We start from the raw sequence: 24,650 nt of genomic DNA on the forward strand, positions 1-24,650 counted from the left end.
GCGGGCCTGCCGGGTGACACAGTGGCTGAATGCCCCACCGAGGATTTCGCCCGAGCAGTCGCGAACAGGCGTCCGCCGACGCCGTCGCCGCCTCGGAGCTGCTGGAGGTCCTGTGGGGCCGGGGCCAGGAATCCGCCGCCTCGGGAACGGTGTCGCCCTCCCAGCTTCGGGCCCTGCTCGTGATCGAGAAGCAGGAAGGCACCAATCTGCGGGCGCTGGGGGAAGCCCTGGGCTCGCGTGCCCCGTCCGTCAGCAGGCTCTGCGACCGGATGGAGGCGATGGGGCTCGTCCAGCGGGCGCCCAGCCCGACCAGCCGCCGCGAAGTGGAACTGCGGCTGAGTCTGCGCGGTCGCACCCTTCTGGAAGAGTACCGGGCCCTGCGGGCCGGCGAACTGAACGCCGTGCTGGAACGGATGGATCCCGCCGCCCTGGCCTCCCTCGCCGAAGGTCTCGCGGCGTTCCACGCCGCCGCTTCGGAGCGCCTTTCCCCGCAAAGGGATACGGCCGCCTCCCCACTCCGCGATGATGTCGCGGACAGCGCCTAGCTCCATCCAGCTCCTGCTTCCGCATCCATCGGTTCTCAAGCCTTCGACAGGCCGGCCGAGCAACCGTCGGGGATCAGATTGTTACCCAATGGAGAATGTTGTCAAATGGCAACTGTTACTTCTATCGTTACCCCGTACCCCGCCCCGACCAGGGACGGAACCATGTCGACCCGTCCGGCAACACGGCTCTCCGTCCCCTCCGATCCGCCCGAGGTGCCTTCCGTGCTTTCATCGCCCAACGAAGACAGAGCCGTCAGAATCACCGCCCGGCAGGAGCGGGACGCTCTGGTCCTGACCGTGTCGGGTGACCTCGATATCGACAGCGTCGCACCGTTGGACCTCGCCCTGACCTCGGCGGTCGGCGACGGCTCCGGCCCGGTCGTCGTGGACCTCTCCGGCGTCGGTTTCGCGGACTCGACGACGGTGAACGTGCTCCTCCAGGGACACACCGCGCTGGGCGACCGGCTGCGGCTGGCCGCCCCGTCCCCGTTCATGCGCCGCCTGATCGACATGATCGGCCTCGACAGCGCCCTGCCCGTCCTGCCGTCGGTGGACGCCGCCGTCGACGCCGTACTGCCTTCCTGACGGCCCCCGGTCGGGGGCCGAGGGACGGCTACCGCCCCTCGGCCCGCTGCCCGGGCGCCCGGTCGAACACACAGTCCCCGCACAGCCCGCCGCCCGGGCAGCGCCAGTACAGGCAGCAGCTGCGCCGCCGGAACGCCGGACCGTGCGGGGCCCCGGTGTGGCGCAGCGCCTCGTCGTCGAAGAGCTCGGCCGCCAGCGCGCGGGCTCGTGCGGCCACGTCCGGCCGGTCGTGGGCCCGCGCGAAGGCGACGAGTTCGCGCACGGCTCCGGCGAGCGCCGACCCCGCGTTGCCCCGCAGCAGCTGCGGCGAGATGGCACCGTCGCGGCGGAACGCCTCGGACAGCGGGTCCAGATGCCCGTACTGGACCTCCTCGCGGATCCGGGCCGCCGTACCGGGCAGCTCGGCCGTCCCGGCGAGCCACAGGTCGTCCGGCGAGCCTGCCGACGGGTCCCAGTGGAGGGTCTCGGGCGTCAGGGCGGGGATCCGCCCGAAGAGCGCGGCCGGGCCCAGCGCGAGGGACCAGAGCCGGGCGGCGAGACCGAGATGGGCGATGGAGGCGGCGACCCTGCGCTCGGGGGCCGCGAGGCGTGCCGCGACCTTGTCGACACGCGCGGCGAGCGGGCCGCCGTCCCCCGCGTACAGCTCCTCCAGCGGCCGGTGTCCACCGCCCGGCACCGGAGTGGTCCGCAGCGCGAAGAATCCCCCGACCGACGCCAGTAGCACAAGGTCCACGCCCTGCTCCCCTCGGTTCCCGGCCCGCTTCCGTGACCTGCCGTACGGCCACCGGCGGTGTCGCTCTCGCGGCTCACCGTATCCGCCTGGCGACAACTTCTGACGTCCGGGGACGAGAGGACTACCGTCGGGAGGAGGACGTCGGTCCGTCGGGCGTACTACTGGGGCAGTAGGCCGAAGTGCAGTCTCAAGGACGACGACGCGGGGCCCCGGACGGGACATCGTGGTGTACATGAGTTCCCTTGCGTTGTCCGTGCTGCTGTCACTGGTCTCCGCGGTCGCCTACGCGGCCGGGGCGATCGTCCAGGAGCGCGTGGCCGCGACCGGTGACAACGCGTGGCAGGCCCTGCTGCGCAACGGCGTGTGGTGGGCCGCCGTCCTCCTCAACGGGACCGGTGCGGTCCTGCATGTGGTGGCGCTCGCGTACGGTCCGCTCAGCCTGGTCCAGCCGCTCGGCGCGCTGACGATCGTCTTCGCCCTGCCGATGGCGGCCCTGTTCGTCGGGCGGAGGGCGGGGGCGACGGCCTGGCGCGGCGCCCTGATGGCGACGGCCGGGCTCGGCGGACTGTTGGCGCTCACGGGCAACGCCGAGCCGCACACCCTGAACGGTCCCGAGCAGGCGCTGCTGGCCTCGGTGACGTTCGGGGCCGTCGGCGCGCTCGTCGTGCTCGCCCGTACGCTGCGCCGGCCGGTCCTGCGCAGCATCGTCCTGGCCACGGGCGCGGGCGCGGCGTTCGGCATGGCCTCGGTGTTCACCAAGACCGTGGCCGTGGAGTGGACGTCCGGTTCGCTGCGTTCGGGCGCGCTCCCGCTGCTGGTGATCGCCGGGCTCGCGGCGGCGGGCCTGTTCCTTTCGCAGGCCGCCTACCGGGGCGCGGGGCTCACCGCTCCGCTCGCGACGGTGACGGTGGTCAACCCGGTGGTGGCCGCCGCGATCGGCCTCACGCTGTTCGGCGAGCACTTCCGCCTCGGCGTCCCGGGCACCGTCCTGGCCCTCTCCTGCGGGGCGCTGGCCGCCGGCGGCCTGATCATGCTGACGCGGGAGCGGCTGGGCAAGGAGCACGCCCCGGAGCCGGGTACGGAAGCGGGGGCCGAGGCTCCCCCCTCGCCGTCACCGGCCGTGCCGGACCCGGCGTCGGGGCAGCTGCCCATGACGCAGCTGCCGTCGCCCCTGGCGCCGGGGCAGGCGGTGCCGCAGCTGGAGTTCGGCCCGCCCGGTCCGCTCGCGGAGCAGCGGCGGCGCGGTGGAGCCACCCTGCGCCGCTCCCGCTCCGACCGAACGTTTCAGACCCTGACGCCGCCTGCCCGGAGGTAGGCGAGCGGGTCGACGTCCGAGCCGTAGCCGGGGCCCGTGCGGATCTCGAAGTGCAGGTGCGGGCCTGTGCTGTTGCCCGTGGAGCCGGAGCGGGCGATGCGCTGCCCACCGGAGACCGACTGCCCCGCACGCACGTGGAGCGCGGAGAGGTGGGCGTACTGGCTGTACTTGCCGTCGCTGTGCCGGATGACGACCTCGTAGCCGTACGCTCCGGCCCAGCCGGCCGAGACGACGCGGCCCGGGGCCACCGACTTCACCGATGTCCCGGTGGGCACGGGGAAGTCCACGCCGGTGTGATAGCCGCTGGACCAGCCGCCGGCCTGCCGGTAGGGGGTGCCGGTGCCGGCGGAGACCGGGGCGCTGAAACCGGAGTGCTTCACGGCACGCTCCGGAGCGGGGCGCTCCTTCTTCGGCGCTTCCTTCTTCGGCGCTTCCTTCTTCGGCGCCTGCTGCTTCGGGGCCGTCTTCTCAGGGGCCCGCTGTTTCGGGGCTTCCTTCTTGGGCGCGGCCTGCGCGGGTGCTTCCTTCTTGGGTTCCGCCTTGCGCTGATCCGCCTTCTTCGCCTCGGGCGTCGCCGCCGGGGGCTTCGGGGCGGCCTTCCGCGCGGGCTGTCCGGGGCTCTTCCCCTCCCCCGCCTTCGACGCCCGGCTCTGGTCGAGGCTCAACCGCTGCCCGGGGAAGATGAGGTCCGGGTCGCCCCCGACGACGGTGCGGTTGGCCGCGTAGAGGCCCTGCCAGCCGCCGCGCACCCGCTGCGCGGACGCGATCCCGGAGAGGGAGTCGCCACTCGCGACGGTGTACGCGTCGCGCTTGCCCGGCACATGGGTGGGCGTCGCCTCGACGGGACGGGTCACCGGCTGCCGGGGCGGCGCGCTCTGCGGCGCCGCGGCCCTGACCGGCCGGCTTCCCGCGCTCTGCGTGTCGGTCTCCGCCTCCGGGGCGGCCCCGGGCGCGTCCCCGCCCCGGGTGAGCCCCGCGCGTACGGAACAGGTGGGCCAGGCGCCGGGGCCCTGGCCGTCAAGCACCTTCTCGGCGACGGCGATCTGCTGGTCCCGGGTGGCGAGGTCGGCGCGCGGCGCGTACTGCGTGCCGCCGAAGGCCGACCAGGTGGAGCCGCTGAACTGCAGGCCTCCGTAGTAGCCGTTGCCCGTGTTGACGTCCCAATTGCCGCTGGACTCGCAGGCGGCGACCTTCTCCCAGACCTCGACCGGTGCGGCCCCCGCCGACGCCGCGGTGATGAGCGGAAGCGCGATGCCCGCGCCGCTCGCCGTCACCGTGAGCGAGGCACGGTTGATCCGGCTCGGCTGGTATCTGCGGTGCCGTCCGTTCGCGGCCATACGTGGCTCCCCCACTGGCTTCGGGTCATGTCGCAAGGGGCAACGTAGGTCCGCACAGTGACTGATCACAAGCAAAACGTGATACTCGGCCGGTCCATGGCCGGATTCCGACCCCCGGCAGCCCGGCCGCCCGGCCGTCCTCTACTTCCGCTCCGCCCCCACACGCTCCTCCCCTCCGCTCCTCCCCGGGTCGGACTCCTCACCTCGCCCCGCCTGGACCAGATCGAAGGAGAGCGCTCTCCGCGAGTGCTATAAAGGCGCCCATGACGGATGATTCGCGCTCGGCCGGAGCGCCCACCCTGGAGGACGTGGCGCGGGCGGCCGGCGTCTCGCGCGCCACCGTCTCCCGGGTCGTCAACGGGGTGCGCAATGTGGACCCGGTGATCCAGGAGGCCGTGCGTCAGGCGGTCTCCGTGACGGGCTACACGCCCAACCGGGCGGCCAGGTCCCTGGTGACCCGACGGGCGGACGCCATCGCCCTGGTGGTGTCGGGCGCGGGCGTCGAGCCGGAGGCGGCCCGGAGCGACTCCGGCACCGCAGCGTCCGGGGAGGGGGGCCGCGCCGACGTCCTTCCCGGAGGCCGGGTCTCCGGGAAGGACGAGGGCAGCGGCGGGAGTTCGGGCTCGTTCACCGCGCAGGTGTTCGCCGACCCGTTCTTCGGCCGGGTGGTGACCGGGGTGGTCGACTACCTGCGTCCGCGCGGGATGCACCCGGTGCTGATGTTCGCGGAGACCTCACGGGCGCGCGAGGAGGTGGTGGCGTACCTGAGGCAGGGCAGCGCGGACGGGGCCCTGGTCGTCTCGACGCACGCCGAGGACCCGCTGCCCGGGTTGCTCGCGGACGCCGGCCTGGCGGCCGTCCTGTACGCGCGCCCGTCGCGGACGGTCCCGGTGAGCTATGTCGACCTCGCGCACCAGGACGGCGCGCGGCTGGCGGCCGAGCATCTCCTGGACCGGGGCTGCCGCCGGATCGCGACGATCAGCGGCCCGCTGGACGTGCCGGCGGGCCAGGCCCGCCTGACGGGTTTCCGGGACACCATGGCACGCCACGGGCACCCGTACGTCCCCGTTGTCGAGGGCCGGTTCACCCAGGAGAGCGGCGAGACGGCGATGGAGCGGCTGCTGGCGGACCATCCGGACCTGGACGGAGTCTTCGCCGCCAACGACCTGATGGCCCTGGGGGCCTGCCACGTCCTGCGGGAGCACGGCCGCTCGATTCCGGGGGACGTGGCGGTGGTGGGCTTCGACGACAGCAGCGCGGCCCTGGCCTGCCGCCCGCCGCTGACCACGGTCCGCCAGCCGGTGGAGGGGATGGCCGCCGAGATGACGCGCCTCCTGCTGGACCGGCTGGCCCGGCCGGGCGCTCCGGTGACCTCCGTGATCTTCGAACCGGAGCTGGTGGTGCGGGGCTCGGCCTGATCCGGGTGGAGCCCCCCGGGCCCGGCGGGCGGGGGTGCGCGGACATGGGCGAGGATGCCCGTATGACCTCACCCCCGACCGGGCCTCGTCTCAGGATCGCCGCCCAGGTGATCCGGCGTCACCCCTGCCCGGCCCTGCTGGTGTTCGACCATGCGGACTGTCCCGAGGCCGGCACCCAGGTGCCGACGGGCGGCGTCGCGCCGGGCGGATCCGGAGCCGGCCGTCCTGCCTGAGGTCGCCGCGGAGACCGGGCTGACCGGGGCCCGCGTCGTCCGGCGGATCACGGTGGGCCGGGAGCCCCGGCCCCGCGCGGGACACGGCCCGCTGAGGCGCGGCGGCGACGCCGCCCACGTGCCGGGCGACACGTTGGCCGGCCCGCGGGCGGGGGACGCGTCACGCGGACATCCCGCGCTCAGCCCATCGGGGTGCGGTGGCGTTCCCGGACCGCCTGGACGGGCGTACGGGGCGGCGCGCCGGAGCCGCCCGGCCCGGGGCGGCTGCCGCCCCGGGTGAGGAAGTCGGCGAGCGGGAGCGTCGCGGCGCCCACGGTGACCGCGTCCGGGCCGAGGCGGCCCATCTCGATGGTGGTGCGGGCCGCCGCGTGGCGCAGGGCGTACTCGTTCGCGTACCGGCGGATGTCGGGCAGCAGACGGGGGCCGATGAGCAGACCCGCCCAGCCGCCGATGAGGATCCGCTCGGGCAGGAAGAGGTTGATCAGGTCGGCGAGGGCCGCGCCGAGGCATTCGGCCGTCTCGTCGAGCAGCGAGAGCGCCACCGGGTCCGGGGTGGGACCGTCGCCTCCCGGGTAGGCGGCGGCGAGCAGGGCGGCGAGCGCCGTCTCGTCGTCGGCGTCCTCGGGCAGCGGGCCGCCCGCCTCGCGCCAGCGCTCGCGCAGGGCTTCCGCGCCCGCGTACGCCTCCAGGCAGCCGATGGAGCCGCAGCGGCACCGGCGGCCGCGCAACTGGACGGTGGTGTGGCCCCATTCGAGGGCGAGGCTCGTGCGGTCCTCGTCGAGGATGTCGCCGCGGTCGACGCAGGCGCCCACGCCCGAGCCGATGAGGGCGATGGCGGCGGCGCCCGCGCCCCGGCCGCCGCCGAACCACATCTCGGCCTGGCCGAGCGTCTTGGCGCCGTTGTCGATGAACAGCGGCACCTCGGGCGGGACGTCGACCGCTTCGCGCAGCAGCTGCTCGAAGGGGACCGCGCGCCAGCCGATGGTCTGGCCGTGGACCACCGCGCCGCGCGTGCCGTCGGGCCCTTCGGGTCCGTCGCGCTCGATGATGCCGGGGACCCCGATGCCGATGCCGAGCAGCCGGCTCGGGTCGGCGCCCGCGTCGCGCAGCACGTCCGCTACGCCGGTGCGGACGTGGGCGACGATGCGGTCGACGTCGTAGCCGTGCTGGGCCAGCAGCCTCTCGGTGCGGGCCAGTTCGGTGAGGGAGAGGTCGAACAGCTCGACACGGACCCGGGTCTCGCCGATGTCGATGCCGACGAGCAGTCCGCCGTCCGGGGCGACGCGCAGCAGCGTACGGGGGCGGCCACCGTCCGAGTCGACGACGCCGGCCTCCTCCAGCAGGCCCTCGGCGGAGAGCTCCGCGACGACGTTGCTGACGGATCCCGAACTCAGGCCGGTGACCGGTCCGAGCTCCTGACGGCTCAGCGGTCCGTCGAAATACAACCGTTGCAATACCCTCGCCCGATTGCCCCTTCGCAGGTCACGCACGGTCCGTCTGTTGCGCTCGGCCATGTTGCTCCTTCCCGTCCAGGAACATACCCCGGTCCCAGACCTTGACGCGACCTTCTTTCACCTCTTAAATCACGGCATAAATTAAGTCATGGAGGCCGTTCGGTTTCCGAACGCAGCCATCCCCGGAAAGGGGCCACCTCTCATGCGTCATGTCAGAGCCGCAAGCGCCGCCACCCTCGCCCTCGCCATCGCCGTAGTCGCCACCGGCTGCGGCGGCGGGACGACCTCGGGCGGCAGCAACGAGTCGCCGAAGACCCTCACCTACTGGGCGTCCAACCAGGGCCCCAGCATCGAGGCCGACAAGGAGATCCTCACTCCCGAGCTGAAGAAGTTCGAGAAGGAGACCGGGATCAAGGTGAAGCTGGAGGTCGTGCCGTGGGCCGACCTGCTGAACCGGATCCTCGCCGCCACCAGCTCCGGCCAGGGCCCGGACGTGCTGAACATCGGCAACACCTGGTCGGCCTCGCTCCAGGCGACCGGCGCGCTCCTGCCGTGGGACGAGAAGAACTTCGAGGCGATCGGCGGCCGGGACCGCTTCGTCGACTCGGCGGTCGCCTCGGCCGGCAAGGAGGGCGAGCCGCCCGCCGCGGTGCCGCTGTACTCACTGGCGTACGCCCTCTACTACAACAAGAAGATGTTCGCCGAGGCGGGCGTCGAGAAGCCCCCGGCCACCTGGGACGAGCTGGTCGCGGCCGGCAAGAAGATATCCAAGGACGGCAAGTGGGGGCTGGGCGCCGAGGGCGGCAACCTCTCCAACAACATCCACCAGACCTTCGTCCTGGCCCAGCAGCACGGCGCCGACTTCTTCGACAAGGACGGCAGGGCGACCTTCACCTCCGACGGTGCGGTCGCGGCGGTGAAGCAGTACATCGACCTCATGGCCGAGGACAAGATCATCGCTCCGGGCAACGCGGAGTACGCCCAGAACCAGTCGCTCACCGACTTCGCCAAGGGGAAAACGGCGATGGTGCTGTGGCAGGCCGCCGCCTCCACCTTCGCCGCCCAGGGCATGAAGCCCGAGGACTGGGGCGCGGCCCCGGTGCCGGTCCCCTCGGGCGTCCCGGGCGCGGGCAAGCAGACCAACTCCATGGTCGCGGGCATCAACATGGCCGTCTTCAAGAACACCAAGAACATCGACGGCGCGAAGAAGTTCGTGAAGTTCATGACGAGCGACGCCGAGCAGAAGCTGCTCAACAAGACCTACGGCTCGATCCCGCCGGTCAAGGCCGCCCAGGCCGACGAAGCCTTCGGGGCCCCCGACCTCAAGGTTCTGCGCGACACCCTCGCCACCAGCGCCGCCCCGCTCCCCCAGGTCCCGAACGAGTCGCAGTTCGAGACGGCCGTGGGCACCGCGGTCAAGGAGCTGTGGGCGGACGCCGCCGCCGGACGCCCGGTGACCACCGATTCCGTCAAGGCGCGCCTGGAAAAGGCCCAGCAGACGATGCAGCAGTGAGGCCCTGATCCATGACCGCCACCGTCACCACGAACCCCGAGGTCGACAAGTCGACCGGCAAGGGTACGAGTCGGGGCACCGGGGGTGCGCGCAGGAGACTGCCGCGCATCCCCGACCGGATCCGCCAAGGCGGACTGCCCTATCTCCTGCTCCTGCCCGCCGTCCTGCTCGAACTCCTCATCCACATCATCCCGATGGTCATCGGGATCGTGATGAGCTTCCGGCAGCTCACGCAGTTCTTCATCAGCAACTGGGGCGCGGCGCCCTGGATCGGCTTCGACAACTACAGCATCGCCGTCGACTTCGACGCGCCGATCGGTGAGGCCCTGCTCCACTCGTTCTTCGTGACCTGCGTCTTCACGTTCTTCTCGGTCGGGTTCGCCTGGCTGTTCGGCACCGCGGCGGCGATCCTCCTCCAGGAGAGCTTCCGGGGGCGGGGCATCCTGCGGGCGATCTTCCTCGTCCCGTACGCCCTGCCGGTCTACGCGGCCGTCATCACCTGGGCGTTCATGTTCCAGCGGGACAACGGGCTGGTCAACCACGTCCTGCACGACCAGCTCGGCATCACCGACGAGCCGTCGTTCTGGCTGATCGGTGACAACAGCATCTACGCCCTGATCATCGTCTCGGTGTGGAAGGGCTGGCCGTTCGCCTTCCTCATGCTGATGGCCGGGCTCCAGAACATCCCGCGCGAGCTGTACGAGGCCGCCTCGATCGACGGCGCCGGCATCTGGCAGCAGATCCGCCGGATCACGCTGCCCTCGCTGCGCCCGGTCAACCAGGTGCTGGTCCTCGTGCTCTTCCTGTGGACGTTCAACGACTTCAACACCCCGTACGTCCTGTTCGGGAAGTCGGCCCCGGAGAGCGCGGACCTGATCTCGATCCACATCTACCAGTCGTCGTTCGTCACCTGGAACTTCGGCACCGGATCCGCGATGTCGGTCCTGCTGCTGCTCTTCCTCCTGGTCGTGACCGCCGTCTACCTGTTCCTCACCTCGCGTGGAAGGAAGGGCGCCGATGTCTAGCCTCACGCGGCCCACCCGCACCGCCCGGTCGCGGGATCGCTCGCCGATGGCCGCGCCGCAGTCCTTCCTCTGGACCCGCCGCATCGTCCTGACCCTGCTCGCCGGCTTCGTCCTGCTGCCCGTCTACGTGATGGTCAGCAGCTCGCTGAAGCCGCTCCAGGACGTGTCGGGGAAGTTCCAGTGGATCCCGTCCACGCTGACGATCCAGCCGTACTTCGACATCTGGGAGACCGTTCCGCTCGCCAAGTACTTCGTCAACTCGCTGATCGTGGCGGGCTCGGCGACGGTGCTGTCGGTGACCCTCGCGGTGTTCTCCGCCTACGCGGTGAGCCGCTACCGGTTCCGGGGCAAGCGGGTCTTCACCGTCACGGTGCTGTCCACGCAGATGTTCCCGGGGATTCTCTTCCTGCTCCCGCTGTTCCTCATCTTCGTCAACATCGGCAACAGCACCGGCGTCGCGCTGTACGGCTCGCGCGGCGGGCTCATCCTCACCTACCTGACGTTCTCGCTGCCGTTCTCCATCTGGATGCTGATCGGGTACTTCGACTCCATCCCCCGGGACCTCGACGAAGCGGCCCTGGTCGACGGCTGCGGGCCCGTCCGCGCTCTCTTCCAGGTCGTCGTGCCGGCCGCCGTCCCGGGAATCGTGGCGGTGTCGGTGTACTCCTTCATGACGGCCTGGGGCGAGGTCCTCTTCGCCTCCGTCATGACGAACGACGCCACCCGGACCCTCTCCGTCGGCCTCCAGGGCTACGCCACGCAGAACGACGTGTACTGGAACCAGGTCATGGCCGCGTCCCTCGTCGTCAGCGTCCCGATCGTCGCCGGGTTCCTGCTCCTCCAGCGCTATCTGGTCGCCGGTCTCACCGCGGGAGCCGTGAAGTGACCTCCCCCGGCGAGAGCCGTCCGTCGCCCCCGACCGAAAGGCAGCACGTGTCCGACCTCAACGCCCTCCCGGCGGACTTCACCTGGGGCGTCGCCACCGCCGCGTACCAGATCGAGGGAGCCGTGGCCGAGGACGGCCGCTCCCCCTCGATCTGGGACACGTTCTCGCACACCCCCGGCACGATCGACAACGGCGACACGGGCGACGTGGCCTGCGACCACTACCACCGGGTCCCCGAGGACATCGGCCTGATCAAGCAGCTCGGCGCGGACGCCTACCGCTTCTCGATCGCCTGGCCGCGCGTCGTGCCCGGCGGCGACGGGCCGGTCAACAAGGCGGGCCTGGACTTCTACGACCGGCTCGTGGACCGCCTCCTGGAGGCCGGGGTCACCCCGTTCGCCACCCTCTACCACTGGGACCTGCCGCAGGCGCTCCAGGACCGGGGCGGCTGGACCGTACGGGAGACCCCGGAGCACTTCGCGGCGTACGCCTCCCACGTGGTGGAGCGCCTGGGCGACCGGGTCAAGGACTGGGCGACGCTCAACGAGCCGCTGTGCTCGGCCTGGATCGGTCACCTGGAGGGCCGGATGGCGCCGGGTCTCACCGACCTGACCGCCGCCGTGCGGGCCTCCTACCACCTGCACCTGGGCCACGGTCTGGCCGTGCGGGCGATCCGGGCGGCCTCCTCGGACGCCCGGGTCGGCATCGTCAACAACCTCAGCCCGATCGAGCCCGCGAGCACGAGCGGGCCCGACCTCGCCGCGGCCCGCCGCGCCGACGGCCACATCAACCGCTGGTGGCTGGACCCGATCCTGGGGCGCGGCTACCCGCAGGACATGGTGGAGCTGTACGGGGTCGAACTCCCGGTCCGGCCGGGCGACCTGGAGACGATCGCCGCACCGCTGGACTGGATGGGGCTCAACTACTACTTCCGGCAGATCGTCACCGCCGACCCCGACGGGCCGGCACCGCACGCCAAGCAGGTCTCCGTCCCCGGCGCGCGGCTCACGCACATGGACTGGGAGGTCCACGCGGAGGGCCTGGAGCGACTGCTGCTGCGCCTGACCGAGGAGTACGGCGTCCAGCGGATCTACGTCACCGAGAACGGCTCGGCGTACGAGGACGTCGTCGCGGCGGACGGCTCGGTCCACGACCCGGAGCGCGTCCGGTACCTGGAGGAGCACCTCGCCGCCTGCGCCCGCGCGGTCGACAGGGGAGCCCCGCTGGCCGGGTACTTCGCCTGGTCGCTGATGGACAACTTCGAGTGGGCGTACGGCTACGACAAGCGGTTCGGTCTGGTCCACGTGGACTACGCGACCCAGCGCCGTACGGTCAAGAGCAGCGGCCACCGGTACGCGGAGCTGGTCCGGAAGCACACGGAGCGGCGCGGCCGGGCGGCCGTCTGACCCTCCCCCACCGGCTCCTGCCGGCCCCCTCCGGCCGCGGCGAATCCCTCGCCGCGGCCGGAGGCGTTCCGTCCCGGGACGGAATCAGGACGGCATCAGGACGAGGGTGCGGACAGGCCGAAAGGTTGTTGCGGAACCAGAGCCACGCTGCACTGACCTGCCGAGGAATGCGATCGCTTCGCGGTCCAACGCCCAGCCGACTGTGCGGGCCCCGGAGGCGGTCCGGGAGATGCGCGACGACAACTACGGCACCTCGCCGCGTGCCGGAACGCCCCCGTACATCCGGCATGCGGACGTCCCTCCGCCTTGCGACGCTCCGCGTCCGACGCCGCGCGCTGATCCACCGGGAATGACGCGAGGGCCCTTAGGGCGTGTTTCGAAAGTAGCGCCGTCCGCCCGGAGGGCGGGCTCGGCGGCGTCTGGTGCGTGCGATCGCAAGGCGGAGGGTCGCCCCGATACTGGATGTATCGGGGTGATCCCGACAACGCGGCGAGCGTGCGTGCCAGGCGTCGCCGAGCAGGCGGGACTTTCGAAACACGCCCTAGGGGGCCCACGGCCCCAGCATGTCCTTCATCGCGTCCGTCATCGCGAATTGCAGCAGCGGGCCGTAGGTGATCCGGCCGACGCCGAGGCGGCGGAAGCGCTCGAGATCGTGCTTGACCGGATGGGCCGTGGAGTTCACCGGCACGGAGACGGCGGCCGTCACCGCCGCGAGCAGTTCGTCGTCGTCCTGGATGCGCACCGGGTAGACGCTGTCGGCGCCCGCCTGCTCCAGGGCCCGCAGCCGCTCGATGGCCTCGTCGAGAACGGCGGAGGCATCCTCCGCGTGCAGGAACAGGTCGGTGCGCCCGTTGATCCAGACCGGGACTCCCGCCGCGTCGGCCGCCGCGCGCAGGCCGGCGACGTAGGCCGCGTGCTCCTGCGTGCTCCGTACACGTCCGCCCTCCGCGTGGACGGTGTCCTCGATGTTGAGGCCGACGCCGCCGACCTCGATGAGACCGGCGACGAGATCGGCGGGCTGCTGTCCGTAGCCGGCCTCCAGGTCCACGGAGACGGGGACGTCGACCGCCGCGATGATCAGCCTGACGGCGGAGAGCACCTCCTCGAAGGTCTGCCCCTCCTGGTCCGCGGCCCCCCGGGAATCGGCGAGCGGATGGCTGCCGACCGTCAGCGCGGGGAACCCGGCGTCGGCAGCTGTCCGCGCCGACCAGGCGTCCCAGACGGTCGGCAGCACGAGGGGCCTGTGCTCGGCGTGCAGTTGCTTGAGGCGTTGAGCGCGCTCAACGGTGGTACGAAGGTCCATGCCGAGCACGCTACCCCGCGCGACGTGCGGACGGGCCGCGGCCGAACGTGCGAACGCGAGGAGCCCGCTGCGGTCACGGGTGCCCGTGGCCGCAGCGGGCTCCCTCCGCGCCGGCAGCGGGGACGGGACGGCGCGGAGGGCTACCTGGCCCTGCCGGATCAGCTCCGGTAGACGCCGTACTCGTAGAGCGAGGAGCCCCACGGGGTGCCGGGGAAGCCGGACAGGTCGAAGCCGTGGATTGACCGCGACCCTTGGAGAGCGCTCTCCCTCATGGGCGCGGCGCACCCACGAGGGAGACGCGGCGGGCAGGGTCAGGGCAGTTCGTAGTTCTCGTCCAGAACCGCTCCCTCACCCGGGTTGTTCTCGTCGTAGCCACGGGCGTTGCACTGGAGAGCACCGACGATGCAGTGGTCGACCAGGGCGTCGAGCGTGGCGTCGTCCCAGGCGTTGAAGAAGTCGTAGTGGAAGGAGTGACCGGTGCCGCTGGCCAGTCTCACCCGCGACATGTCACCGTTGACCGGCCACGCCATCTTGAACTCGATCATCGGCAGGGCGACCGGGTGGCTCGTCGGGCAGACGTCCTGGTTGGCCCCCATCACGATCGGATAGGCCATGTGGGCCTTGTGGTCAGGGGTGTCCAGGTGCTTGCCGTCCCAGCAACTGGGCGCCTGCATGCGCAGGTTGAGCTGGGTGTCCCGGCTGGTCGGGCAGGCGGCCGGGAAGTCGTAGTTGTGGTAGCTCTCCCCGCACTCGTACCCCTCGACCATGCCGGGGTGGTCGCGGAACTCCTGGGCGCTCTGCGTGGGGCTGCCGACGACGAACCGCAGTCCCTCGGGGAAAGGCCGCACGGTGCGGTAGTCGGTCACTCCGGCCTTGTAGTAGATGGTCTGGGGGCCGACCGGGCGGATCTCCTCGTTCCCGTTGTAAAGGGTCGGCATCCAGTAGGCGGACCGGTCGCCGGGCGCGAGGCAGGCGGTTCCGCCCGCGCTCAGGGACGCGGTGGTGCTGTTCGCGTTCGTGGTGTCGTTGCCCATGAACGTGTGGTCGTGCGACGCGCCGGCCTGGCCCGGGTAGACGATCGGGTCGTCCGGAGCGGTGTGGCTGACCGAGCAGTTGGCCTGGAACTCGTGGAAGTAGCGGTGCGGCGGGATCTCGTCGGACGGCTCCACTCCTGTGACCGGCGGATCCGCCGGAATGTAGCCGTCGCCGTCGGGGTCGTCCCCGAACGCGACGGGCTTCGCCGGCGCCATCCTGTGGCCCTGCATGACGTGCGAGGCCGCCGCGGGCTTGTCGGACGCGGGCGGGGCCGCCTCGGCGGCGGTCGCCCCGGCGTTCGTGATCGCGGTGAGCCCGAGCGCGACCAACGCCAGGGCGGTCGCCACGATCAGGGCGGACACCAGGGACGTTCGGGACGTTCTGTTGAGTCTTGTCACCATAGGAACCTCCATGCCGCTCTTCATCCCTGCACATCGGGTGCACGGTGGGGGGAAAGGGTGAGCTGGACGGTGCAGCCGGGAAGAGACTCCGCCCTGCGCGTCACGAGGCCGACGGACCGCAGAATCTGGGAGAGCGCTCTCCGAAGCGGTGTCAGTGTTGCGCCGCTGTCGAGAGGGTGTCAATAGCTGGTGAACGATGCGTCGGGCAAAGGCTGTTGGGCATCGGGAAAACGCTCTCCCGGCGGGCCCTCACACGGAAGCGGCCCCGCACGTCGGCGGGGCCGCTCACAGGGGGCATGCGCTGAGTCGGCGGGATCCGGCCGCCCGGAACGCTCACGGCCGGGCGCCCTCACCCGTCGGCGGGAGCCGCTCCGCCGGGGAGGGCGGCGGGACGGCTCCCCCGGATCACGCGGTGTGCAGGGTCAGCCCGTACCGGTTGAGGATCTCGTTGACCGGCTGGTACCAGGTCTCCCCGCCGCCGGAGCAGTTGCCCCAGCCGCCGGAGGTGACGCCCTGGGCCTGGTCGCCGCTGATGAACGACCCGCCGGAGTCGCCTCCCTCGGCGCAGACGCTCGTCTTGGTCATCTGGTGCACGGCGCCCTGGCTGTAGTTGACGGTCTCGTTCTTGGCGAGGACCCTGCCGCAGTGCCAGCGCGTGGTGGAGCCGGAGCGGCAGATGGACGCGCCGATCGGCGCCTCGTTCGAGCCCCGGACCAGCTGGTCGGAGACGGTGCCCCAGCCGAGGACGACCGGCACGGTCCACCAGCCGTTGGCCACGTTCACCCAGGCGTAGTCGTTGCCGGGGAAGGACGAGCCCTGGAAGTTGCCGATGGCCGAGCCGTCCCAGCCGCGCACGGACTGGCCCGCGCCGCCGCAGTGCCCGGCGGTGACGAAGCCGCCGTGGACGGAGAAGCCGATCGAGCAGCGGACGTTGCCCGTGTAGTACGGGTCGCCTCCGACCGTTCCCGCGGCGAAGGTCTGCGGCGCCTCGGCGGTCGTCTCCACGGTCACGGGGCCGGCCTCGCGGGCCTGGGCGACGAAGGACCGGACATCGTTGTCACCCTGCTCGGACGCGACGACGTTCACGACGACGCTGCTGGTCGCCGGGTCGACGTGCCAGCTGCTCACGCCGGACGGGGCGGACAGGGCGTCGATGCGGGCCTTCGCCGCGTCGAGCCTCTTCGCCGAGTGCTCGACGAGCCGGGCGTCGGCGCCGGCGGCTCGTACGGCATCGGCCTTCTCGGCGTTCGTGACGGCGACGACCAGCTTGCCGGTCCTCGCGTCGAACCAGGACCCGCCGAAGGCGGAGCCCGCGGCGCGTTGAGCCTTCGGCTCCAGGGCGGTGGCCGCCTTCTCGTCGGCGAGCCTCGCGACGGCCTCGCCCTCGGTGAGGCCGAAGTCGCGCTGCATCGCGGTGAGCAGGGCCGCGGAAGCGGGGGCCTCCGCGGAGTCGGCGGGGGCGGCGGAGGCTGACGACGGGCCGGCGGCGGCCCAGGCACCGAGGAGCAGGAGTGCGGACAGACCGGTCCGCAGCACGGTTGCGTGTCTCAAGGGAGTGACCCTTCCTGTTGTTCCAGCGACGTGGGGATGGAACGGGAGGCATCCGGGAGCGCATACCGATCATGCTGTTTGAGAGCGCTCTCAGATGCGCCGTCCCGGACTGTAGCGGAGTTCGATAGTCAGGTCCATGCCAATGGAGACGATGGGTCGGAAGAGGTGCGCGAGGACGCCGCACACCGGGCTGAGTAGGCGTACTCATCCGGCCCGCAGGCACTCGTCCTACTGTCACAGGAACGGAGGGCGGGGCCAGATGGAGGAGCTGATCATGACCGGATCACGCCGCAGACGGTGGAGAGCCGCGCTGACCGGCACGCTGGCGGGTTCCCTGGTCCTGATGTTGGGCGCGTGCGGAGTGGTCGACACCGATGACGACCGCCGGGTGGCGGAGGAACTGGCCGATAAGCACTTCCCGGGGCAGCTCGAGGCGATCGGAGCACGCACGCTCTTCCCGGGCTCCGGCGGCTCGGAGGTCACGTTCGCGGTGACCGACGACCGCGACGCCGTGGTCCGGCTCCGCATCGACACGGACGCGGCGGACGAGGGCACGTGCGACCGCAAGGACTGCGCGGGCGTCCTCGCCGAAGCCGTGAAGCGCGGGCGGCAGCAGGCCGAGGACTTCCGTACGCTCAGGGACGCCTTCGACGCTTGCGGTTACGAGGTCGTCGCCCTGGGCCCGACCGGCACCCCGCCCTACGTCGTGGCCGAGCTGACGAACGCCACCGTCGCGAAGGTGCTCGGCGAGATCGGGGAGTGCGTCCAGCGCTGGGTCACGGCGAGCGGGGCCGACAGCACGTTGGCGAAGGCTCAGGGGTCCTACGTGAACGTGGTCTCCCCCTCCGTCGCCGACCGGCGTGACCGGGGCCGGGAGTCGTGGCCCACCGTGATGCGGCTGACCCGGCCGGACCTCCTGGCCTCGCTCACCGAGCACGCCTATTTCTCGGCGAGTTACGAGATCGGGGCGGGCCGGGTCGACACGACCGGCAGCGCCCGGGTCGTCCGCCCGTTCCGGGAGCGCCAGAAGTTCGGCGACACCGTGCAGAACGCGCTGAAGGAGCAACTGCGCGCCACCTACCCCCGGGTGGTCATGAGCACCTACCAGTGGATCTGGCGGCTGGAGCCGGGCCGCGTCGACCGGCAGACCGGCTACGTCCTGTTCTGCCCCGAACCGGACGCGCGCGGGCAGTGCGTCAACAGCGACGACGCGGCCCTGGTGACCACGGACGAGCACGGCACTTTGGTGGGGAAGATCCGGCTCGTGCACGACGTACGCGAGGGCACCGGGATGCTGCGACTGCCGCCGTACTGAGGACGGGGCGACCCGAGGCCCCGACTGCTCGCTCCCGGCGCGGGCGAGCGCGGTTCCCTGCGGGCGTCGCCGGGTGTGTCGTGGGATCGTGGCGCCATGACCATCGCATTTCGCCCGGCCTCGGTGTTCGAAGATGTTCGCACCCTGGTCGGTCCGAAGTCACCGAAGGCCCACGTCTGTTGGTGCCTGAGCTACCGGATTCCGTCCACGCTCGACACCGAGCTCCGCGGTCCCGCGCGCGGTGAGTATGCCGCCGGGCTGTGCCGTGCGGAGCCCCCGCCGGGGGTGCTCGCCTACGACGCCGACGAGCCGGTGGGCTGGGCCGCCGTGGCACCGCGCTCGGACACTTCCTTCGCCCGCAGCCGAAAGATCCCGCACGTCGACGACCTGCCGGTCTGGTCCCTGTGGTGCATCCGGGTTCGCCCCAGCCACCGCGGAAAGGGGATCTCGCACGAGCTGATCGCCGGTGCGGTCGAGTTCGCCCGCGCCCACGGTGCGCCGGCGGTCGAGGCGTACCCGCTCGACAGCGGTGACGCCAAGGTCGATCTGACGATGGCGTACCCCGGGATCCGGAAAAACTTCGAGCGCGCCGGGTTCACCCACGCCGCCGACACCACCTCGGTTCTGGCCGGCCATCCCCGCGTCCTGATGCGGCTCGACCTGCGCGGGTAACGGCGATCGTCACCCCCGCGGCACCCACGGCCGCAGCTTCTCCGGGTTGCGGACCACCCAGATCCGGGCGACGCGGCCTTCGGTCACGTCGAACGAGGCCACGGTCAGGACGACACCGCCCCGCAGGGCCACCAGGCCCGGCGCACCGTTGACCGACCGCTCCAGGAGTTCCAGCCCCGGGGCCCGGTCGGCGATGGCGACCATGTACGAGGCGATGCGCGCGTCTCCCTCGATCGGGCGCAGGGCGGCACCGACCAGACCGCCGCCGTCGGCGGTCATCACGGCGGACGGGTCGAGGAGGCCGACGAGGGCCGCGATGTCCTTGTTCTCCCAGGCCTCCTTGACCCGCCGCACCACGTCGGTCCGCGCGTCCGCCGCCACCGGAGTCCGGGCGTCGGACACTCGTCGCCGGGCGGAGGACGCGAGCTGCTTGCAGGCGGCGGGGGTCCGGCCGAGTACGTCGGCGATCTCCGCGAAGGGGTAGCGGAAGACATCGTGCAGGACGAACGAGACGCGCTCGGCGGGGGTCATCGTCTCCAGGACCACGAGGAAGGCCATGGTCACCGACTCGTCCAGGACCATCCGGTCCGCGGGGTCGGAGCCCCGGCCGCCGCCGCGCTCGACGGGGTCGGGCAGGGGATCGGGCAGCCACGCGCCGACGTAGCGTTCGCGCCGGACCCGCGCCGAGCCGAGCACGTCCAGGCAGATGCGGCCGGTCACGGTCGTCAACCAGGCGCCGGGCGACACGATCTCGTCCCGGCGGCTCCGCGGCAGTGTGTACCAGCGTGCGAAGGCCTCCTGCACGGCGTCCTCGGACTCGGCGAGCGATCCGAGCAACCGGTAGGCCACATTGATCAGTCGGCCGCGCTCACCGGCCGTCCCCCCGGCGCCCGTACCCGCCGCCCCCATGCTCCGGACCACCATGCTCCGGCCCCCTCGCCTTACCTTTCGCCGGCCCGTGTCGTCGGGTTGGTGAGACCTTATCGATCGACTGCCCACGGGCGGAAAAGGGGCATGGCATGGCCACTTGGGTGCCGACACGGCGCGCGTTCCCGTTCCTGCGGATCGCGATCGCCCTGCAGACTCTGACGATCTTCCTTCAAGCGGTCTCCTCCGGACTGCTGATGACCTCGTCCTACGGGGAGACGCTGCACAGCGTCGGCGCGCGCGTGATGTACGGGGCGTCGATGCTGTACGTACTCGCGGCGGTGCTGGCCTGGAAGCCGGGGGGCGGCCCGCCCCGGCCGATCCTGTACGCGTCCGGCTTCCTGGTCCTGGCCTCGGTCCAGGTCGCGGTCGGCATCGCGCACCTGCCGTCGGTCCATCTCCCCCTGGGGGTCCTGATGTTCGGGCTGAGCCTGCTCGCCCTGGCCCGCCGCTGAGGCCCGTCGCGACGGGACACGGGGAGGGCGGTCAGACCGGTCAGGACCGGTCAGGACCGGTCCGTGTTCGCGATGCAGTCACCCACGCGGATAAATGCCGACTACAGCTACCCTCCGAACGGCAGACGCGGTAATCACCGACGCGAAGGGGCCGGACGACGGCATGGACGGGAACACCGGCAACAGTCACGGGCGTATCGTCGTCGCCCTCGACGGCGTGAGCATGCGCCGCCACACCACCGGCCAGGTCATCCTCGACAGCGTCGGCTGGACCGTCCGTGCGGGCGAGCACTGGGCGCTGCTCGGCCCCAACGGGGCGGGCAAGACCAGCGTCCTGCGGCTCGTCGGCGCCACCGCCTTCCCCACCACCGGCACGGTCGACGTCCTCGGCCACCGGCTCGGCCGCGTCGACGTGCGGGAGCTGCGCACCCGCATCGGCCATGTCTCCACCTCCCAGCGCGTCCCGGGGGACCTGACCGGTCACGCCACCGTCCTCACCGGCCACTCCGGCACCGTCCAGCCGCTGTGGAAGTCGTACGACGACGAGGTGCGCGAGCGTGCCCACGGACTGCTCGCCGAACTCCACATCAAGGAGCTCGCCGATCGCCCGTACGGCGTCTGTTCGGGCGGACAGCGCGCCCGGATCCTCATCGCCCGCGCCCTCATGGCGGATCCGGCCCTGTTGCTGCTCGACGAGCCGTTCAACGCACTCGATCTGCCCTCGCGCGAGGACCTCGTCGACACCATGCGTCATCTCGCCGTGCACCGGCCGGAGTTGTCGACGGTGACCGTCACGCACCACGTGGAGGAGCTCTCCCCGGCGATCGGTCACGCCCTGCTCCTGCGTGAGGGCCGCGTCCTCGCCGCGGGGGCGGTCGAGGACGTCCTCACCCAGGAGCGCATGACCGCCTGTTTCGGCCGCCCCATCGAGGTGTCACGGCACGCGGGCCGCTGGCTGGCCCGCTCGGGCGGCTTCGGGTAGGGGGGAAGCCGGGTCGCTGCGGGAAGGGGGCCTCAGGGCTCCAGCAACGGCAGTCCGGCCGTACGCCACAGATCGCGGTAACCGTGCTCCCCCGCGGGTTCTTCCGCCGCCGTACGCCAGACCCGTACCGTCGCCCCGCTCCCGGCGGGCCCGTCGAGGGGCGGCCAGCCCGGATCGCCATGGGCGGCGAACCCGGCCCAGGCACGGGTCATGCGCCGGGAGAGTTCCTCGTCGGCCGGTCCGGGCGGGCCGCCGACGAGGAAGTGGACGCTCTCCTCGTGGAGGTTGCCGAAGGCGAACGGAATGTCCGCGCTGTGCCAGGCGCGCACCCGCCGCCCCGCGCGGTCCCGGCGGCGGTCGAAACGGGCGAGGAAGGCCCGGCCACCGGCCAGGGCGTGGGCCTCGGCGAGGCGGGCGCTGTACTCGGCGAACAGGAGGCCGGAAGAGAGGGTCAGGTAGACATCGAGGACCGGCGCGTCCGGCAGGAGCTCCCGGTGGCCCTCGACGAGCGACGGAGGAAGCCCGAAGTCGGCGGCGAAGACGGCCAGTCGCTCCTCCGATGTGACCTTCGCGCTGCTGCCGACCGCGTCCAGGAGCCAGTACTCCTCCGTGGTGTGGCAGACCAGCAGCTCCACCACGCCGCCCGCTCCGGTCGCCAGTGCCTCCAGCGGGTCGGCGGTCAGGAGGACGCCGTCGGCGACCGGGCCGAAGATCGCCGGGTCGTAGTGGCGCCGCCCCGAGCCGGGGTCCTGTGCGTACCGCTCGCAGACCCGGTCCGTCGCGGCCACGAGGGCCTCGGGCGGGGCGGCGAGCAGCCCGGCACGTGTGGCGGGCACCCCGGCCGCCGCCGCGACCTCGGCGGTGGTGCGGGCCGCCTGCTCCACCGTGGCGAAGGCGTTGACGGCGCTGTGCAGGACGGCACGGCGGAACAGGCCGCGTGCCCGGTCGGCCACCGTCAGACAGGCAGCGGAGGTGGCGCCCGACGACTGTCCGGCCAGGGTGACCCGGTCGGGCGAGCCGCCGAACGCGGAAATGTTGTCCCGGACCCATTCCAGGGCGGCGATCTGGTCGAGGAGGCCCCGGTTGCCGGGGAAGGCCGTGGCGCCGCTGTCGAGCCCGGGCATGCCGCTGGGGGCGTCCGGAGGTTCCGGCACCTGGCCGAACCCCTCGAAGCCGAGGCGGCTGTTGAGGGTGACGACGACGAGCCCCCGGCCCGCCAGCGCGGTGCCGTCGAAGTCGGGCTGGGCCGAGGACCCGAAGACGTAGGCGCCGCCATGGATCCAGACCAGCACGGGCAGGTCGCCCGGCCCGTCGGCGGGCGTCCAGATGTTGAGCGTGAGGATGTCCTCGTCACCGGGCGACCAACCCGGCGCGCCCGGCAGTTCGGCCGACTGGGGGGCCACCGGTCCGAAGGCGGTGCACTCCCGCACGCCGTCCCAGGGTTCCGCCGGCTGCGGCTCCCGGAACCGGCGGGCGCCGAACGGCGGTGCCGCGTAGGGGAGTCCGAGTACGGCGACGATGGCGTGGTCCCGGGCGGCGCGGCGCCCCCGTACCCTGCCGGACTTCGTCGTGAAGACGTCCACGGCTCCCACTCCCCCGTTGCTGCCCCGTCCGGCGTTCGGCGCGGCCGGGTCAGCATGCCGGACCCCAGGCGCCACCACCACCGGATTGATCTCGGCCCCGTCTCCCGGTCTCCCGGTCTGCTGGCCTCCCGGTCTCCCGCGTCTCCCGCCCGCCTGCACGTGTGTGCGCCTCTGCCCGCGTACGCGTCTGCTCGCCTGCGGCTCCGCCCGCGTGCGCGCCTGTCCGCCTATCCGGCGATCAGTTCGCGCACGGTGGCCATGTCGCTGAACGGCAGCAGTTCGCCCCGGATGCTCTGGTGCGGTTCGCTGCCCTTGCCGGCGATGAGCACGATGTCCGCCGGCCCCGCCTCCGCGAGCGCCGCGGCGATGGCCAGGCGGCGGTCGGTGATCCGCTCGAACGGCGTTCCGGTCGACGCGATGCCGGGGGCGATCTCGTCGAGGATGGCCTCAGGGTCCTCGTAACGGGGATTGTCGGAGGTGAGGAAGCACAGGTCGGAGTGGGCGCCCGCGATGGCGCCCATCTCGGCGCGCTTGGTGGTGTCGCGGTCGCCGCCACAGCCGAAGACGGTGATGACGCGGGCCCGGGCGAAGCCCCGGATCGTGGTGAGGACCTTGCTGAGGGAGTCCGGCGAGTGGGCGTAGTCCACGATCACCGAGGCGCCGCCGGGGGTGTGGAGGCGTTCGAAACGGCCGGGGATCTGCGGCATCCGCTCCAGCGCGTCGACCAGCCCGGCCAGACCGTGGCCGAGGAGGTGGCAGGCCGCCACCGTGGCCAGCGCGTTGGAGACCGAGAACCGGCCTGGCGAGGGGATCGCCGCCGGGTACTTGCGGCCGCCGTGGTGCAGCGTGAACCGGGTGCCCGAGGCGTCCACGGTGAGATCGCTCGCGCGGTAGTCCGCGTCGCCGTCCAGCGCGTACGTGGTCACGGCGTCGGGCATCAGCTCCCGGATCCCGGCGCCCACCGGGTCGTCGGCGTTGACCACGGCGCGCCGGCACAGCCCCTGGAAGAGGCGGAGCTTGGCGTCCCGGTAGTTCTCCATGGTGCCGTGGTCGTCGAGGTGGTCCTGGGTCAGGTTCGTGAAGACGCCGACATCGATGAACGTACGGTCCAGCCGGTGCGTCAGCAGCCCCATCGAGGTGGCCTCCAGGACGACGCTGCCGGTGGCGCGGTCACGCATGTGCCCCAGCAGGTACTGCAGATCGGGCGATTCCGGCGTGGTGAGCACCGAGGGGGGCATCGGGATGGGCTCGTCCCCGATGCGGCTGCCCGCAGTGCCGATCACCCCGACCCTGGCCCCCTCGGCGATCCGCAGCACCGACTCGGTCATGTACGAGACGGAGGTCTTGCCGTTGGTGCCGGTGATGGCGATCAGGTCCATCGCCCGGCCCGGTTCGCCGAAGTAGCGCGAGGCGAGGACCGCCGCGGCCCTGCGGACATCGGGGACGCGTACGGCGCACACCTCGCCCAGTGCCGCGGGCAGCGGCGGCGCCTGTTCGTCGACGAGTACGGCGACAGCGCCGCGGGCGACCGCCGGGGCGACGGCTTCCGGGCCGCCTGCGGCGTGGCCGGGCACCGCGGCGTAGACGGAGCCGGGGGTGACCCGGTCCGCGTCGAACGTCGCTCCGGCGGTGACGTCCGTGTGGGCAGGGGTTCCCCGCAGCACGTGGTGGTCCTGCCCGGCCATGAGGTCGCTCAGCTTCACGATGATCCCTTCGAGTGCGGCGCCGTCCGGCTGGTGCGGCCGTCGCCGGGAAGCGGCACGGGCGGGTGCGCCGTGGGCCGCGTGGTGCTGTGGAGCCGCTCGTGACTCTCGCGTCCGGCGAGCGCCGGAGGCGACGGTCAGCTCCGGCGCTCAGCGGGCCGGAGTTGTGGTGAGGTGGTGGGGGGCGTAGCTGTGGCGGTGAGGTGGTGGGGGGGGCGCTGCTGTGGCGGTGCGGTGGTGTGCTGGTGTGGGTGAGGAGGCGGCGGGCCGGGG

Annotated in this window: 22 protein-coding genes; 13 read left to right on the plus strand and 9 right to left on the minus strand. The window is 72.1% G+C overall.

The window, feature by feature from the left end; translation table 11 throughout:
* The first annotated feature begins 29 nt into the window (after positions 1 to 29).
* The gene (locus tag N7925_RS02320; protein WP_265597808.1) at positions 30 to 545 is read left to right on the plus strand and encodes a MarR family winged helix-turn-helix transcriptional regulator; all 516 of its coding nucleotides are present in this window, start codon (positions 30 to 32) and stop codon (positions 543 to 545) included.
* Positions 546 to 767: 222 nt separating this feature from the next.
* A complete protein-coding gene (locus N7925_RS02325; protein WP_265603724.1) occupies positions 768 to 1,130 on the plus strand; it encodes an STAS domain-containing protein in 363 nt (120 codons plus the stop codon).
* Positions 1,131 to 1,158: 28 nt separating this feature from the next.
* Here N7925_RS02325 and N7925_RS02330 read toward each other — a convergent pair whose 3' ends face one another.
* A complete protein-coding gene (locus N7925_RS02330; RefSeq protein ID WP_274342852.1) occupies positions 1,159 to 1,863 on the minus strand; it encodes a (2Fe-2S)-binding protein in 705 nt (234 codons plus the stop codon).
* 232 nt (positions 1,864 to 2,095) lie between these two features.
* Here N7925_RS02330 and N7925_RS02335 point away from each other — a divergent pair, with 232 nt between their 5' ends.
* Positions 2,096 to 3,178 carry a DMT family transporter gene (locus N7925_RS02335; RefSeq protein ID WP_274342853.1) on the plus strand — a complete coding sequence of 361 codons (1,083 nt, stop codon included), beginning with the start codon at positions 2,096 to 2,098 and terminating at the stop codon, positions 3,176 to 3,178.
* Here N7925_RS02335 and N7925_RS02340 read toward each other — a convergent pair.
* Positions 3,148 to 4,515, minus strand: a complete 1,368-nt coding sequence (locus tag N7925_RS02340; RefSeq protein ID WP_265597810.1) for a transglycosylase family protein — start codon at positions 4,513 to 4,515, stop codon at positions 3,148 to 3,150. The two genes, N7925_RS02335 and N7925_RS02340, sit on opposite strands and share 31 nt — an antisense overlap.
* A gap of 263 nt (positions 4,516 to 4,778) precedes the next feature.
* Here N7925_RS02340 and N7925_RS02345 point away from each other — a divergent pair, with 263 nt between their 5' ends.
* Positions 4,779 to 5,933 carry a LacI family DNA-binding transcriptional regulator gene (locus tag N7925_RS02345; RefSeq protein WP_274342854.1) on the plus strand — a complete coding sequence of 385 codons (1,155 nt, stop codon included), beginning with the start codon at positions 4,779 to 4,781 and terminating at the stop codon, positions 5,931 to 5,933.
* Between the two features lie 62 nt (positions 5,934 to 5,995).
* The gene (locus N7925_RS02350) at positions 5,996 to 6,166 is read left to right on the plus strand and encodes a hypothetical protein (RefSeq protein WP_274342855.1); all 171 of its coding nucleotides are present in this window, start codon (positions 5,996 to 5,998) and stop codon (positions 6,164 to 6,166) included.
* A gap of 179 nt (positions 6,167 to 6,345) precedes the next feature.
* Here the strand turns inward: N7925_RS02350 and N7925_RS02355 are convergent, their stop codons facing one another.
* Complete coding sequence (locus N7925_RS02355; RefSeq protein ID WP_265597813.1) at positions 6,346 to 7,680, minus strand: ROK family transcriptional regulator; 1,335 nt, start codon at positions 7,678 to 7,680, stop codon at positions 6,346 to 6,348.
* Between the two features lie 142 nt (positions 7,681 to 7,822).
* Here N7925_RS02355 and N7925_RS02360 point away from each other — a divergent pair, with 142 nt between their 5' ends.
* From N7925_RS02360 to N7925_RS02375, 4 genes are read left to right on the plus strand one after another with little or no spacing between them, the layout of a single operon-like run.
* On the plus strand, positions 7,823 to 9,133 hold the full coding sequence (locus N7925_RS02360) for an ABC transporter substrate-binding protein (RefSeq protein ID WP_274342856.1): 1,311 nt from the start codon (positions 7,823 to 7,825) through the stop codon (positions 9,131 to 9,133).
* Positions 9,134 to 9,144: 11 nt separating this feature from the next.
* Positions 9,145 to 10,158 carry a carbohydrate ABC transporter permease gene (locus N7925_RS02365; protein ID WP_265597815.1) on the plus strand — a complete coding sequence of 338 codons (1,014 nt, stop codon included), beginning with the start codon at positions 9,145 to 9,147 and terminating at the stop codon, positions 10,156 to 10,158.
* The gene (locus N7925_RS02370; RefSeq protein WP_274342857.1) at positions 10,151 to 11,044 is read left to right on the plus strand and encodes a carbohydrate ABC transporter permease; all 894 of its coding nucleotides are present in this window, start codon (positions 10,151 to 10,153) and stop codon (positions 11,042 to 11,044) included. Before N7925_RS02365 ends, N7925_RS02370 begins: the two co-directional genes overlap by 8 nt.
* 47 nt (positions 11,045 to 11,091) lie before the next feature.
* A complete protein-coding gene (locus tag N7925_RS02375; RefSeq protein ID WP_274342858.1) occupies positions 11,092 to 12,450 on the plus strand; it encodes a GH1 family beta-glucosidase in 1,359 nt (452 codons plus the stop codon).
* Between the two features lie 541 nt (positions 12,451 to 12,991).
* On the opposite strand, the gene N7925_RS02380 is transcribed toward N7925_RS02375, so the two are convergent.
* The 3 genes from N7925_RS02380 to N7925_RS02390 form a co-directional block, all read right to left on the minus strand.
* Positions 12,992 to 13,753 carry an isocitrate lyase/PEP mutase family protein gene (locus tag N7925_RS02380; RefSeq protein WP_274342859.1) on the minus strand — a complete coding sequence of 254 codons (762 nt, stop codon included), beginning with the start codon at positions 13,751 to 13,753 and terminating at the stop codon, positions 12,992 to 12,994.
* Positions 13,754 to 14,064: 311 nt separating this feature from the next.
* Positions 14,065 to 15,189 (minus strand): DUF1996 domain-containing protein, encoded by a 1,125-nt coding sequence (locus N7925_RS02385; protein WP_274342860.1) that lies wholly within the window; start codon positions 15,187 to 15,189, stop codon positions 14,065 to 14,067.
* 405 nt (positions 15,190 to 15,594) lie between these two features.
* Positions 15,595 to 16,740, minus strand: a complete 1,146-nt coding sequence (locus N7925_RS02390) for a S1 family peptidase (protein WP_265597820.1) — start codon at positions 16,738 to 16,740, stop codon at positions 15,595 to 15,597.
* 274 nt (positions 16,741 to 17,014) lie between these two features.
* On the opposite strand from N7925_RS02390, the gene N7925_RS02395 reads away from it, so the two are divergent.
* Together N7925_RS02395 and N7925_RS02400 are read left to right on the plus strand one after the other, a co-directional pair.
* Entirely contained in the window at positions 17,015 to 18,055 is a 1,041-nt protein-coding gene (locus tag N7925_RS02395; RefSeq protein WP_274342861.1) for an SCO7460 family lipoprotein, read from the plus strand.
* Between the two features lie 96 nt (positions 18,056 to 18,151).
* Entirely contained in the window at positions 18,152 to 18,727 is a 576-nt protein-coding gene (locus tag N7925_RS02400) for a GNAT family N-acetyltransferase (RefSeq protein WP_274342862.1), read from the plus strand.
* 9 nt (positions 18,728 to 18,736) lie between these two features.
* On the opposite strand, the gene sigJ is transcribed toward N7925_RS02400, so the two are convergent.
* Complete coding sequence (gene sigJ / locus N7925_RS02405) at positions 18,737 to 19,636, minus strand: RNA polymerase sigma factor SigJ (protein ID WP_274346383.1); 900 nt, start codon at positions 19,634 to 19,636, stop codon at positions 18,737 to 18,739.
* A 110-nt stretch (positions 19,637 to 19,746) separates the two neighbouring features.
* Between sigJ and N7925_RS02410 the strand changes: the two genes are divergently transcribed.
* Positions 19,747 to 20,109 carry a hypothetical protein gene (locus N7925_RS02410; protein WP_274342863.1) on the plus strand — a complete coding sequence of 121 codons (363 nt, stop codon included), beginning with the start codon at positions 19,747 to 19,749 and terminating at the stop codon, positions 20,107 to 20,109.
* Between the two features lie 163 nt (positions 20,110 to 20,272).
* Positions 20,273 to 21,091, plus strand: a complete 819-nt coding sequence (locus tag N7925_RS02415; RefSeq protein ID WP_265597823.1) for an ABC transporter ATP-binding protein — start codon at positions 20,273 to 20,275, stop codon at positions 21,089 to 21,091.
* 32 nt (positions 21,092 to 21,123) lie between these two features.
* On the opposite strand, the gene N7925_RS02420 is transcribed toward N7925_RS02415, so the two are convergent.
* Together N7925_RS02420 and N7925_RS02425 are read right to left on the minus strand one after the other, a co-directional pair.
* Positions 21,124 to 22,674 (minus strand): carboxylesterase/lipase family protein, encoded by a 1,551-nt coding sequence (locus N7925_RS02420; protein ID WP_274342864.1) that lies wholly within the window; start codon positions 22,672 to 22,674, stop codon positions 21,124 to 21,126.
* 227 nt (positions 22,675 to 22,901) lie between these two features.
* Positions 22,902 to 24,377: a UDP-N-acetylmuramoyl-L-alanyl-D-glutamate--2,6-diaminopimelate ligase gene (locus N7925_RS02425; RefSeq protein WP_265597825.1), complete on the minus strand. Its 1,476-nt coding sequence runs from the start codon at positions 24,375 to 24,377 to the stop codon at positions 22,902 to 22,904.
* Positions 24,378 to 24,650 lie beyond the last annotated feature (273 nt).

This window comes from Streptomyces sp. CA-278952, assembly GCF_028747205.1.
In the GTDB taxonomy this organism is placed as follows: Bacteria; Actinomycetota; Actinomycetes; order Streptomycetales; family Streptomycetaceae; genus Streptomyces.

Bases quoted from the DNA above. Each gene is read 5' to 3' on its own strand.
- N7925_RS02320 (WP_265597808.1), top strand. From the start codon at position 30: ATGCCCCACCGAGGATTTCGCCCGAGCAGTCGCGAACAGGCGTCCGCC.
- N7925_RS02335 (WP_274342853.1), top strand. From the start codon at position 2,096: ATGAGTTCCCTTGCGTTGTCCGTGCTGCTGTCACTGGTCTCCGCGGTC.
- N7925_RS02340 (WP_265597810.1), bottom strand. From the start codon at position 4,515: ATGGCCGCGAACGGACGGCACCGCAGATACCAGCCGAGCCGGATCAAC.
- N7925_RS02345 (WP_274342854.1), top strand. From the start codon at position 4,779: ATGACGGATGATTCGCGCTCGGCCGGAGCGCCCACCCTGGAGGACGTG.
- N7925_RS02350 (WP_274342855.1), top strand. From the start codon at position 5,996: ATGACCTCACCCCCGACCGGGCCTCGTCTCAGGATCGCCGCCCAGGTG.
- N7925_RS02355 (WP_265597813.1), bottom strand. From the start codon at position 7,680: ATGGCCGAGCGCAACAGACGGACCGTGCGTGACCTGCGAAGGGGCAAT.
- N7925_RS02360 (WP_274342856.1), top strand. From the start codon at position 7,823: ATGCGTCATGTCAGAGCCGCAAGCGCCGCCACCCTCGCCCTCGCCATC.
- N7925_RS02365 (WP_265597815.1), top strand. From the start codon at position 9,145: ATGACCGCCACCGTCACCACGAACCCCGAGGTCGACAAGTCGACCGGC.
- N7925_RS02370 (WP_274342857.1), top strand. From the start codon at position 10,151: ATGTCTAGCCTCACGCGGCCCACCCGCACCGCCCGGTCGCGGGATCGC.
- N7925_RS02380 (WP_274342859.1), bottom strand. From the start codon at position 13,753: ATGGACCTTCGTACCACCGTTGAGCGCGCTCAACGCCTCAAGCAACTG.
- N7925_RS02385 (WP_274342860.1), bottom strand. From the start codon at position 15,189: ATGGTGACAAGACTCAACAGAACGTCCCGAACGTCCCTGGTGTCCGCC.
- N7925_RS02395 (WP_274342861.1), top strand. From the start codon at position 17,015: ATGACCGGATCACGCCGCAGACGGTGGAGAGCCGCGCTGACCGGCACG.
- N7925_RS02400 (WP_274342862.1), top strand. From the start codon at position 18,152: ATGACCATCGCATTTCGCCCGGCCTCGGTGTTCGAAGATGTTCGCACC.
- sigJ (WP_274346383.1), bottom strand. From the start codon at position 19,636: ATGGGGGCGGCGGGTACGGGCGCCGGGGGGACGGCCGGTGAGCGCGGC.
- N7925_RS02410 (WP_274342863.1), top strand. From the start codon at position 19,747: ATGGCCACTTGGGTGCCGACACGGCGCGCGTTCCCGTTCCTGCGGATC.
- N7925_RS02415 (WP_265597823.1), top strand. From the start codon at position 20,273: ATGGACGGGAACACCGGCAACAGTCACGGGCGTATCGTCGTCGCCCTC.